This is a genomic window from Ruegeria sp. PrR005 (assembly GCF_010500245.1).
Taxonomy (GTDB): Bacteria; Pseudomonadota; Alphaproteobacteria; order Rhodobacterales; family Rhodobacteraceae; genus Ruegeria_B; species Ruegeria_B marisflavi.
Map to the genome: position 1 here is coordinate 305,339 of NZ_JAAGOX010000022.1, position 11,834 is coordinate 317,172.

General features: G+C 67.5%; 10 protein-coding genes. 5 read left to right on the forward strand and 5 right to left on the reverse strand.

The features are described from left to right. Nucleotides 1-22 precede the first annotated feature (22 nt). The 3 genes from G0P99_RS24505 to G0P99_RS13975 form a co-directional block, all read right to left on the reverse strand. Nucleotides 23-511, reverse strand: a complete 489-nt coding sequence (locus G0P99_RS24505) for a hypothetical protein (RefSeq protein ID WP_203583098.1) — start codon at nt 509-511, stop codon at nt 23-25. After that, nucleotides 496-1,191 (reverse strand): helix-turn-helix transcriptional regulator, encoded by a 696-nt coding sequence (locus tag G0P99_RS24510; protein ID WP_203583099.1) that lies wholly within the window; start codon nt 1,189-1,191, stop codon nt 496-498. The genes G0P99_RS24505 and G0P99_RS24510 overlap by 16 nt, the downstream gene beginning before the upstream one ends. 64 nt (nt 1,192-1,255) lie before the next feature. Continuing rightward, a complete protein-coding gene (locus G0P99_RS13975) occupies nt 1,256-2,908 on the reverse strand; it encodes a DUF6504 family protein (protein WP_164130815.1) in 1,653 nt (550 codons plus the stop codon). A 60-nt stretch (nt 2,909-2,968) separates the two neighbouring features. Between G0P99_RS13975 and G0P99_RS13980 the strand changes: the two genes are divergently transcribed. From G0P99_RS13980 to G0P99_RS13990, 3 genes are all read left to right on the forward strand, one after another. Next, nucleotides 2,969-3,421 carry a cytochrome c gene (locus tag G0P99_RS13980; RefSeq protein ID WP_164130817.1) on the forward strand — a complete coding sequence of 151 codons (453 nt, stop codon included), beginning with the start codon at nt 2,969-2,971 and terminating at the stop codon, nt 3,419-3,421. An 82-nt stretch (nt 3,422-3,503) separates the two neighbouring features. Further along, nucleotides 3,504-6,398 (forward strand): error-prone DNA polymerase, encoded by a 2,895-nt coding sequence (locus tag G0P99_RS13985; protein WP_164130819.1) that lies wholly within the window; start codon nt 3,504-3,506, stop codon nt 6,396-6,398. A gap of 120 nt (nt 6,399-6,518) precedes the next feature. Then, nucleotides 6,519-7,064 carry a hypothetical protein gene (locus tag G0P99_RS13990; protein ID WP_164130821.1) on the forward strand — a complete coding sequence of 182 codons (546 nt, stop codon included), beginning with the start codon at nt 6,519-6,521 and terminating at the stop codon, nt 7,062-7,064. 152 nt (nt 7,065-7,216) lie between these two features. Here G0P99_RS13990 and G0P99_RS13995 read toward each other — a convergent pair whose 3' ends face one another. Both G0P99_RS13995 and G0P99_RS14000 read right to left on the reverse strand, forming a co-directional pair. Then, on the reverse strand, nt 7,217-8,080 hold the full coding sequence (locus G0P99_RS13995; RefSeq protein ID WP_164130823.1) for an EamA family transporter: 864 nt from the start codon (nt 8,078-8,080) through the stop codon (nt 7,217-7,219). A gap of 3 nt (nt 8,081-8,083) precedes the next feature. Beyond that, nucleotides 8,084-8,869, reverse strand: coding sequence for a phosphodiesterase (locus tag G0P99_RS14000; RefSeq protein WP_164130825.1), 786 nt, complete (start codon nt 8,867-8,869; stop codon nt 8,084-8,086). A 314-nt stretch (nt 8,870-9,183) separates the two neighbouring features. Here G0P99_RS14000 and gpmI point away from each other — a divergent pair, with 314 nt between their 5' ends. Further along, nucleotides 9,184-10,701 (forward strand): 2,3-bisphosphoglycerate-independent phosphoglycerate mutase, encoded by a 1,518-nt coding sequence (gene gpmI, locus G0P99_RS14005; protein ID WP_164130827.1) that lies wholly within the window; start codon nt 9,184-9,186, stop codon nt 10,699-10,701. After that, nucleotides 10,698-11,834 (forward strand): murein hydrolase activator EnvC, encoded by a 1,137-nt coding sequence (locus G0P99_RS14010; protein WP_164130829.1) that lies wholly within the window; start codon nt 10,698-10,700, stop codon nt 11,832-11,834. Before gpmI ends, G0P99_RS14010 begins: the two co-directional genes overlap by 4 nt.

Sequence of the window (11,834 nt, forward strand, 5' to 3'; positions counted from 1 at the left end):
CTTGCCGCAATTTGCGGGCAAATCAAGCCTCCCGCTTATCCTCTGTGCCGGGTTGAGGCGTGCCGGGCACGCCGCGCCGATGCGCCCGGGGCACCCAATCGGCATCGGCTCGGTTCCAGAACCTGTTCGGATTGTCCTGATCCAGCCCCCGGATATGGCAGGTGCGCAGGGCGGCCACCACCTGGATCACCGGCTCCTCGTAGGGATGCGCGCGATAGATCGCGCGGATCACCCGCTCCAGCCGCGCGGCCCCGTCGGGCAGGAAAAAGCTCAGCTCGAGACAGGGCACCTCGACCGCCGCCTCGGTGGGCGCGTTCACCCCGCCGGGCAGCGAGCGAAAGCGCTGCACGCCGCCGGTCTCGTGGCTGACCTGGTCGTAATCGCCCCATTTCAACGGGTCCTCGGCCAGGATCGCCGCCCGCAGGGCGGCCGCCTCGGGCGCGGGCACCTGCACCATCACCCGATATCCCGCCTCGGCGGTGAACCGGTCCGAGCTCAGGCGGGGCAGCATTGTCCGCCCTCCCAGCGCAGCCCGAGGATCTGGCGCAGCGCCGCTGCCCCGGCAGGGGTCACATCCAGGCCCCGCTCGCCCCGGATGCGCCGCAGCCATCCGGCGGTCAGACCGTGGGTCAGGATCTCGCGCCCGATGGGGCCCGCCACATGCGGCAGCCGCTCGGTCCAGTCCAGGCAGGGCCGCGCCAGCGGCGCCCGCCCGCTCAGGCTGACCCCCAGTTTCGCCCAGCGTTCCGAGGGTACCGCACGGTATTGCGCCCCATCCGGCAGCAGGTCGCCCGAGGCCAGCAGCGCCTGCGCGATCCCCACCCCCAGCCGCCCGGCCAGGTGGTCGTAACAGCTGCGCGCCTCCAGCATCTTCAACCGCGCGCCCTTGCGCTGCTGCGCTCGGTACAGGTGATCGCTGGGCGCCAGCGCCGACAGGGTTTCCAGCGCCTCGGCCACTTCCGGCCCGGCGATCCGGTGATAGAGGCACCGGCCGCTGCGCGCCGCGCTGATCAGCCCGGCCTCCTCCAGCCGCCGCAGATGCGCGGTGGCGGTCTGCGGCGTGATACCGGCGGCGCTGGCCAGCTCCTTGTTGGTATAGGCGCGGCCGTCCATCAGTTCGCACAGCATCCGCGCGCGGCTGGTATCGGCAAGGGCGGCGCCCAGGATATCGAGGCGAGGGGTCAGGGTCATGGCCACAACCTAACCCGCCCGCCCCGCGCGCCCCAGCAAAAACACTTCGCCCGCGGCCTGATCGTCAGGCAAAGGACCCCTGGCAGAACCATCCGGGCGACATCGAGCCGCCATGGGCATAGAACAGCCACAGCCGGTCGCCCTGTTCCGTCACCACCACCCAATAGTCTCGCACCCCGCTGCGCCATTCGGGATCGTCCAGCCACCATTCCGGCGCGATCCGCTCCGGCCCGGTGGCCGTGGCCAGCGCCCAGCTGCGCCCGCGCCAGCGGAACCCGGCGGGCACCGCCGGGCTGTCGGGCGCCATCACCGGTTCGGGCCGCCACAACAGCAGCGGGCGCGGGCGCGGCGGCGCGGGCCAGTTGTCCGCCGGCTCCGACCAGGCGGCGGCCAGTACCTTGGCCGTCTTTTCGGGAATATGCGAGGCCGCCGGATGCATCCGGGTGATCGCCTCCAGCCCGACCCGCGCGCCCAGCTTCCCGATCAGGTCGTCCAGCGCGGTATTGCCCGCCAGCCGGTCACGCACCGCGCGCCCGGCCTCGGCATGGCCCGACAGGGTCCGGGCATGCACCGGCTCGGTCTGCACCGCCGCCAGCCGCAGCATGTCGATCCCGTATCCCGCGTCGATCCGCTCCAGCTTCATCTCCAGCAGGTGCCGGATGCGATGGGGGTCGAACGTGGGCCGGGCCAGCCCGATCTCGATCACCTCGGCGGCCTGGTCGACCCGGTGCGCCTCCAGCCGCAGGGTCCGCGCGCCGCGCCCCTTGTCCTCCAGCCGCGCGCAGAGCGCGGGCAGCACCCGGTCGATGGCGGCCAGCACGTCCTCGGTCAGCCCGATCGGGTTGGGCAGGGTCATCCGCACCGCGAACCGGTCGGGCGCGCGCGCGGGCGACACCGGCTCCGGCGCGCTGCCCATCGCTTGATCCAACCGCAGCACCAGCCCCCGCCCGAACCGCCGCGCCAGCGCGGCGCGCGGCTGGCCCAGCAGGTCGCCGATCCGCCGCAGGCCCAGACGGCCCAGCTGCGCCACCGTGTCGGGCTCCAGCCGCAGCGCCGCCACCGGCAGCGGCCCCAGCACGCCATGGCATTGTCCCGGCGCCGCGATCCGCGCGCCGCCACCGGGGGCCGCCACCTGCGGCGCGGCGCCGCCCTTGGTCCAGTGCCGCCGCTTTCCGGCGCGGGCGCGGGTGGCGCGCGCCTCCTGCGCGATGGCGTCGCCGGATCGGTCCGATCCCGGCTGCTGGCCGGCATAGCGCGCCAGCGCCCAGGCCGCGCCCAGCGTGTCGGCGATACCCATCCGCACGCTCAGCCCCATATCGGCGCAATCGCCCTCGACCACGCCCAACAGCGCCGTCTCGCCGCCGAACAGATGCGCGCAGCCGGTCAGGTCCACCACCAGCCCGTCGGGCGGCTCCTCGGCCACCCAGGGGCTGAACTTGCCCGCCCAGCGCCTGAGCGCGGTCAGGAATAGCTGTTCGGCGGGCGGGTTGCGGGGCCGGGTGAGCAGCCCGCCGCACATCGCATGGGCATCGCGCACCGGCTGGCCCACGCGCAGCCCTGCCGCCTCGGCCGCCGCGTTTAACGCGCTGATAACCTGCATGTTGGACTGTTCCTCGACCACGGCCAGAGGGCCCGCATGCAGGCCGCGTTCGGCCCGCATCACCCGTTCCGCGCCCAGGCGGGGAAACCACAGCGAAAGGATACGGCGTTTGGACATGCGGCAGACATCTTCTCGTTCACTCTTTGTTCTTAATCCCGAATCGCCGGGCCTGTCGAGATGAGGCGGCACCTGGCCGTGCTGGCGATCTGCGCCCTGCTGGCCGTCTCGCTTCTGTCCGGCGTCAGCGCCGACGAGCCCGTGGTCCGGGACGAGGCGGTGCTGGCGCGCCAGGCCACGATGAAATCGGCCAAGGCGGCGCTGGCCGTCCTGGGTGAGATGAGCGCGCTGCGCCGCCATTTTGACCGCGCCGCCGCCCGCGCCGCCCGCACGCGGCTGCTGGAGGCGCTCTCCGACCTGCCCGACCGGTTCGAACAGCCCCATTCCGACAGGCACACCCGCGCCCGCCCTGAGATATGGGAGAACTGGCCCGCCTTCCTGCGCAGCGCCGAGGCCGCGCGCCAGGCGGCCCGGGGGCTGCGGACCAACAACCTGCCCGCGCTGCGCCGCAGCCTGCCGGCGGTGATGTCGGCCTGCCTGGCCTGCCACAGCCGCTACCGGACAGGGCAATAAGGATCAAAGGGCCGGAATGCGCCGGGCCAATACGGATGGGTCTCGAAAAGAGAACAAAACGTGAATATAATCGCGACTCGCCATGTATGCCGAATTGTCGATCACATCGAATTTCACCTTTCTCACCGGGGCCTCGCATCCCGAGGAGTATATGGAGCGCGCGGTTCTGCTGGGCCTGCCCGCCATCGCCATTGCCGATGACAACTCGGTGGCAGGTATCGTGCGCGCCCATACCCGCGCCCGCGAGATCGCGCGTCGGGTGCAGGAACGGCTGGACTGGGAGGCGGCACATACGCCCATCGGCCCGCCCTGTCCCGCACATCTGCCGAAACCGCCCTCGTTTCCCGTCCACGCGGTGCCGCGCCTGATCCCGGCGGCGCGGCTGCTGTTCACCGATGCGCCCCCGGTCACCGTGCTGCCGGTGAACCGGCAGGGCTGGGCCAACCTCTGCCGCATCCTGTCCACCGGGCGGCTCAGGGCGGAAAAGGGCGATTGCATCCTGCACCTGTCCGACCTCGAAGCGTTTGCGGGCGGTCTCCACCTGCTGCTCTGGCCACGGGCGCTGCCCTCTCCGGGCGGCGCGGGCGGGGCCTGGCCACAGGTGCCACGGCTGGCGCGCCGCTTTGCCGGGCAGATGCACCTGCTGCTGACACCGCACTATGACGGGGCCGATGCCACCCGCCTCGCCGCGCTCGAGGCCGAGGCGCGCCGACTGGGCCTGCCGACCCTGGCCAGCGCGGCACCGCGCCTGCACCACGGCGCCCGCCGCAAGCTGGCCGATGTGCTGACCGCCATCCGCCTGCGCCGCCGGGTCGACCAGCTCGGCCGCGACGCGCTGGCCAATGGCGAACAGCGCCTGCGCTCAGGGCCCGAGATGCTGCGCCTGTTCCGGGGCCACGAGGGCGCGGTGGCCCGCGCCGGTGCGCTGAGCCAGATGCTGACCTTCTCGCTTGATGAGCTGCGCTATGAATACCCCAGCGAGGTCAGCGGGTCCGAGACCCCCGCCGAGCGCCTGTCGCGGCTGGCGCATGAGGGGCTGACATGGCGCTATCCGGCGGGCGCGCCGGACCGCGTCAAGGGCATGCTGGCACATGAACTGGCGCTCATCGGCAAGCTGAAATACGAGCCCTATTTCCTCACCGTCCGCGACATCGTGCATTTTGCCCGGTCGCGCGGCATCCTCTGCCAGGGGCGCGGCAGCGCGGCCAATTCGGTGGTCTGCTACTGCCTCGGCGTGACCTCGGTCAGCCCCGAGATGGGCACCATGGTGTTCGAGCGCTTCGTCTCCGAGGCGCGCGACGAACCTCCCGACATCGACGTCGATTTCGAACACGAACGGCGCGAGGAGGTGATCCAGCACATCTATGCCCGCTATGGCCGCCACCGCGCCGGGCTCTGCGCCACCGTCATCCATTACCGGGGCAAGCGCGCCATCCGCGAGGTGGGCCGCGCCATGGGCCTGACCGAGGACACGATCAGCGCGCTCAGCTCGCAGCTCTGGGGCTTCTTCTCGACCCAGGGGCTCGAGGCGCAGCGCATGCGCGAGATCGGGCTCGACCCGACCGACCGCCGCCTGCAACAGACCATGGCGCTGGTCTACGAGATCGTGGGCTTTCCCCGCCACCTCAGCCAGCATGTCGGCGGCTTCATCATCACCGAGGGGCGGCTCGACGAGCTGGTGCCGATCGAGAACGCCACGATGGAGGACCGCACCGTCATCTGCTGGGACAAGGACGATATCGACAGCCTCGGCATCCTCAAGGTCGATGTGCTCAGCCTTGGCATGCTCACCTGCATCCGCAAGGCCTTCGATCTGATCGCGCGGCATCACCAGGCCGACTATACGCTAGCCACCCTGCCGCCCGAGGATCCGGCGGTCTATGACATGCTCTGCCGCGCCGACTCGGTCGGCGTGTTCCAGGTCGAAAGCCGGGCACAGATGAACTTCCTGCCCCGCATGCGGCCGCGCAATTTCTACGATCTGGTGATCGAGGTCGCCATCATCCGCCCCGGCCCCATTCAGGGCGACATGGTGCATCCCTATATCCGCCGCCGGAATGGCGAGGAAAAGGTCGAGTTTCCCTCGGACGCGCTGGGCGAGGTGCTGGGCAAGACGCTGGGCGTGCCGCTGTTCCAGGAACAGGCGATGCAGATCGCCATCGTCGGCGCGGGCTTCACCCCCGAACAGGCCGACAGGTTGCGCCGCTCGCTCGCCACCTTCAAGAAACACGGCTCTGTCAGCGAGTTCCGCGCGCTCTTCCTGCGTGGCATGGCCCGCAACGGCTATGACCCGGATTTTGCCGAGCGCTGCTTTTCCCAGATCGAGGGGTTCGGCAGCTATGGCTTTCCCGAAAGCCACGCCGCCTCCTTCGCGCTGCTGGTCTATGCCAGCGCCTGGATCAAGTGCCACCATCCCGGCATCTTCGCCTGCGCGCTTCTCAACAGCCAGCCGATGGGCTTCTACGCCCCGGCCCAGATCGTCCGCGACGCCCGCGAACACGGGGTCACGGTGCGCCCTGTCTGCATCAATTCCAGCTACTGGGACAATGTGATGGAACCCGACGGGCGCGGCGGGCTGGCGCTGCGGCTGGGCTTCCGCCAGATCAGGGGGCTCAGCGAAGAGGACGCCAGCTGGCTCACCGCCGCGCGCGGCAATGGCTATGGCACGGTCGAGGATGTCTGGCGGCGCGCGGGGCTGGGCCCCGCGATCCTGTCCCGGCTGGCCGAGGCCGATGCCTTCGCCGATTGCGGCCTCAGCCGCCGCGCCGCGCTCTGGGCCGCCAAGGCGATCACCACCGCCCGGCCGCTGCCGCTCTTCGCGCAGGATATCGACGGCGAGATGATCGACGAGCCCGCCGCGCATCTGCCGCAGATGGCGCTGGGCGAGCAGGTGGTCGAGGATTACGTCGCCATGCGCCTCAGCCTCAAGGCGCACCCGGTCGCGCTGCTCCGCCACCTGCTGACACCGGCGGCGTGAAAGGGAAGGGGAGAGGCCAGCGCCGGCATCCCAAGACCCAGCTACCAGTTTCTCGTAGGAAAAGCATGCAGGCGAACTTTAACATTCAGGGGACGGCAATCGAGTCGCAGACGAGGCCCCATGACCGGCGTTGCAGATATTATCTCCACCTACATCCTTGCAAAGGACAACAACCGACCTTGGTTGATGCAAAGGGCCTTTTCCGAGAGGGCTCGGTTGGAGATGGATGTAAGGACCGATGCAATCGCCTTCCCATCCGTTGCTGTCGGCTTGGATGAGATTACTCAAACGCTGGTCCGCCGGTTCTCTTCCGAAAACGAGAATGTCTATACATTCTGCCTGACCAAGGCGCCCACCGACGATGCACTACAGTTTACCTGTAACTGGTTGGTGGGAATGACGCGAAAGGAGACCGGCGAAGTCCGGGTCGGATGCGGATCTTACGCGTGGACATTCCTGAACCAACCCGAACCCCTTGTTGGTGCACTCAAGATTACGATTGAGGTGATGGCGTTACTGAACCAGCACCATACACACAGCATCATGCGTTGGTTGTCAGCCCTTCCCTATCCCTGGTGTCCGGCCGAGGCGGCATTGCGGGGCGCACCTCGGTCAAGGGCGCTCGCACCGGTTACAGACTTTCTGGCGCAGGCTGTTCCAGGCTGACCATTGCGCATGGCGCGCACCACTGCCGGGCAAAGGAAACGCCACTTCGACACCGGTCGGGTACAACCGGCTGTCGGCCATAGAATCAAGGCGCACCCGGGGGCGGGGCTGCGCCCCGCGATCCTGCCCTGGCGGGCCGAGGCGCCCGCTCGTCAGGACAGCGAGATCGACAGGACCCCCAGACCGATCAGGCTGGCCCAGCCGATCCGGTGCAGAAACCGGGGCTCCTTCAGCACCACTGCCGCCAGGATCACCGAAACCGGGATCGACGCCTGCCGCACGGCGCTGACCGTGGCGGCCTCGGCCCCCAGTCCAAAGGCGCTCAGGATCAGCAGGTACGACAGATAAGACGCGACCCCGGCAAAGACGATCCGCCCGGGCGCCAGCGCCCAGCCGCGCACCACGCCCAGAAACGGCGCCTCGGCGGCGCGATCCTCCCAGGCGCGGATGCCCGACAGCATCAGCACCACCAGGATATAGGTAAAGAACAGAAAAGGCGCGGGCGAAACCTGCTGCATGGCCGCCGCATCGCTCAGCGAATAGGCGGCCGAGCCCAGCATCGCCAGCACCGCCAGGCCAAAGGCCCGGCGATCCTGCAACAGCCCGCCCGGCGATTTCTGGATCATCAGGCTGCCCAGCAGCACCAGCGCGATCCCCAAGAGGGCCAGCGAGGCATAGTCCCGCTCCAGCACCAGCCAGCTGAACGCGACGATGGCCACCGGCGAGGACCGGACGATCGGGTAATAGACCGACAGATTGCCCCGCCGCAGCGCCGACAATGTGCCATAGTAATACAAGGCCAGCCCCAGCGCCGAGACGATCACAAACGGCCAGGTCTCCCGCGGCAGGCTCAGCGCGGTCCCGCTGATCCATGCATGGCCCGCCGCAAGCAGCACCCAGATCACCGACACCCCGACATAGCACGACACCGGATGCGCCGCGCCCTTCAGCGTCAGGTCGCGCAACGGGTGGGTCGCGGCCGAGACCAGGACGAGGGCGGTCCAGTACGCCTCCATGCCTCAGGTCTGGTGCAGCGGGTTGCGCTGAAGGAAAGTGTTGAAATGCACCGTCATCTGATCGTCCGCGATCTGCACGATACCATAGGCGGGCGGCTCGTCGCAGAACTCGCCCGCCACGCTGGCCGGGATCAGCGGCACCTGGTGGTTCAGGCTGGGCAGGCTGGTGAACGGGATGCCGCGCCAGTTCACATAGGTCATGCGATGCACATGCCCGTAGAACACGTGCCGGATATTGCGCCCATGCCCCAGTACCTCGGCAAAGGCATCCGCGTCGGCCAGGCGGATATCATCGACATAAGAAATGCCGATGCCAAAGGGCGGGTGATGCAGGAACAGGTAAGTGGGTCTGTCCCCGGCCTCCTCCAGCCGCGTGCGAAGCCAGCTCAGCCGCGCCGGGCACAACTGCCCGTCGTGATTGTCGCGCCCGTCGCGGGTGGTGTCGAGGAACAGGAAAACGCCTTCGCCGGTCTCGAACCGGTGCTGGATGAACCCGTGCTCGTCTTTCGGATGGTCTGGAAACACCGACAGGAACACGTCGCGGTCGTCGTGGTTGCCGATCATCAGGAAACAGGGCAGGGCGAAACGGTCGAGCCGAGCCTTGAGCACCCGGTAGGCCTCGGCCTCGGCAAACTCGGCCAGATCCCCCGAGATCACGCAGAACGCGGCGTCGCCATGCCAGCGCGCGATGTCATCCAGACAGGCATCCAGCCGCGCCGACGGCACCCCGCCATTCAACGGCTGACCGTCGCCGACAAGATGGGTGTCTGTAATGTGAATGAACTTCATCCGAACCTTCCCTGAATGCTTTCGGCGACCATGACTGACGACAGCCGCCACTTGCCGCCACTTGACCCGCGATTGCAAGCGGCGGCTTGCCGGAACACGACAGTTGGCGGTCGGAAAACCGCGCCGGGGCCGCGACCTCGCGGTCGCTTTTGCGCCGGAAAAACCCGCTGGAAAACCTGTACAAAACGGTCAATCGGGTCCCGGAATGCTGTACAAAACGGTCAATATCCAAAAATGTGCGGGACAAAAAAGCAGGTTCACCCCCGCGCGGCCACAGGGTAGAAGTCGCCCAGAGCAGTTTCCGGAGACCTGAAATGACCGCCCCCAAACCCGTTGTCCTGTGCATTCTCGATGGCTGGGGCCTCTCCGACGACACCCGCGCCAACGCGCCCCACCTTGCGCATACCCCGACCTTTGACGCGATCATGAGCAAGGGGCCCCATGCAAAACTGATCACCCACGGTCCCGACGTTGGCTTGCCCAGCGGGCAGATGGGCAACTCCGAGGTCGGCCACACCAATATCGGTGCTGGCCGGGTGGTGGCGATGGACCTTGGCCAGATCGACCTCGCGATCGAGGACGGGTCGTTTTTCGACAATGCGGCACTTCAGGATTTCATTGCAAAAACAAAGTCTTCCGGTGGGACGGCACATCTGATGGGGCTGGTCTCGGATGGGGGGGTGCATGGCCATATCAACCATATCGTGGCCGCGGCGCAGGCGATCACCCGTGCCGGAGTGCCGGTGGCGCTGCACGCCGTGACCGACGGGCGCGATGTGGCGCCGAAATCGGCCTATGGCTATATGGCCGAGCTTGAAGACCGCCTGCCCGAGGGCGCCCGCGTCGTTACCGTCACCGGGCGCTATTTCGCGATGGACCGCGACAACCGCTGGGAACGGGTGCAGGAAGCCTATGACGCGATGATCAAGGGGCAGGGCCGTCAGGTCATGACCGCCCATTCGGCCATCGACCATGCCTATAACCAGTCGGAAAGCGACGAGTTTATCTCGGCCACGATTTTGAAGGGATATCAAGGCGTTAAGGATGGCGATAGCTTCTTTTGCCTGAACTTCCGTGCCGACCGCGCCCGCGAGATCCTGCGCGCCATCGGCGAGCCGGGCTTTGCCGATTTCGACACCGGGCAGCGACCCTCGCTGGCCGCGCTCCTTGGGATGGTCGAATACTCCGAGGGCCACAACGCCTATATGACCACGGTCTTTCCCAAGCGCGATATCGTCAACACGCTGGGCGAATGGGTGGCCAAACACGGGCGGCGCCAGTTCCGGCTGGCCGAGACCGAGAAATATCCCCATGTCACTTTCTTTCTGAACGGCGGCAAGGAAGATCCCGAACCGGGCGAAGACCGGTTCATGCCGAAATCGCCCAAGGTGGCGACCTATGATCTGCAACCCGAGATGAGCGCGCCCGAGGTCACCGACAAGTTCGTCGAGGCGATCGGAGCGGGCTATGACCTGATCGTCACCAATTACGCCAACCCCGACATGGTCGGCCATACCGGCGATCTGAAAGCCGCGATCAAGGCCTGCGAGGCCGTAGACCAAGGGCTTACACGCGTCATCGCCGCGCTTGAGCAGGCGGGCGGTGCCATGATCGTCACCGCTGATCACGGCAATTGCGAGATGATGGTCGACCCGGTCACCGGTGGCCCGCACACCGCGCACACGCTGAACCCGGTGCCGGTGGCGCTGGTCGGCGGCCCGGAGGGGACCACTTTGCGTGACGGTCGCCTGAGTGACCTCGCCCCAACCGTTCTGGCGCTGATGGGCTTGCCGAAACCGCCCGAGATGACGGGCAAGAGCCTTTTGTCATGATCCGGTGCGCCGCCCTGATGCTCAGTTTTGGCCTGTGGGCGGGAACGGCCGTTGCCGAGACCGATCCGGCCGAAGCAGCGCGCGCGGCGGCGCAGATGCTAGAGGATGCGTCGATTGCCCTGTCCGAGGCCGAAAGCGCCCGCGACAGGGTTCGCGCCCTGACTGATACCGTTCAGGCGTTCGAGGCCGGGCTAGCCGCCATGCGCGACGGGTTACGGCGCGCCAGCGTGCGCGAAGGCCAGATTTCCGCGCAACTCAAGGCGCGCGAAAACGAGGTTTCTCAACTGCTTGGCGTCTTGCAGACCATCGAGACCTCGCCGCCGCCGGTCCTGCTGCTGCATCCCTCCGGCCCCCTGGGCGCGGCGCGCTCGGCCATGATGGTGGCCGAGGTGACCCCGGCCCTGAAAGCGCAGGTTGACCGGCTGTCGCGCGATCTGGACGAGGTGCGCACCCTGCGCGAGTTGCAGCAGAACGCCGCCGAAACGCTGCAAGAGGGTCTGGCAGGTATCCAGCAGGCGCGTGCGGATCTGAGCCAGGCGATTGCCGACCGAACCGACCTGCCGCGCCGCTTTACCGAAGACCCGGTGCGCACCGCGATCCTGGTCTCGTCGACCGAGACGCTGGATGGGTTCGCCAGCGGTCTGGCCGAGATTGCCGAGGGAGAGATTGCCGAGACCTCTGCCGATATCAGCGCGCTCAAAGGCGAACTGCCGCTGCCGGTGCAGGGTGTCCTGCTGCGCAAGGCCGGGCAGGCCGATGCTGCTGGCGTCACCCGCAGTGGAATATTGATTGCCACTCGGCCCCGCGCGCTGGTCTCTGCGCCCACGGCCGCGACCATACGATATCGCGGTCCGCTCTTGGACCTTGGCAATGTGGTGATCCTGGAACCGCAACCCGACCTGCTGATCGTGCTGTCCGGGCTGCAAGAGGTCTATGGGCAAGCAGGCGAGGTCATTCCGGCGGGCTCGCCGGTTGGATTGATGGGCGGCGCAAACCAGGAAATTGGTGCAATTCTGTCAACAAGCGGTGATGGCACTGGTACAGAGCGTACAGAAACGCTCTATATAGAGATCAGAGAGGGCGAAAGCCCAGTGGACCCCGAAATGTGGTTTCGAACCGACAAGGATGGATAG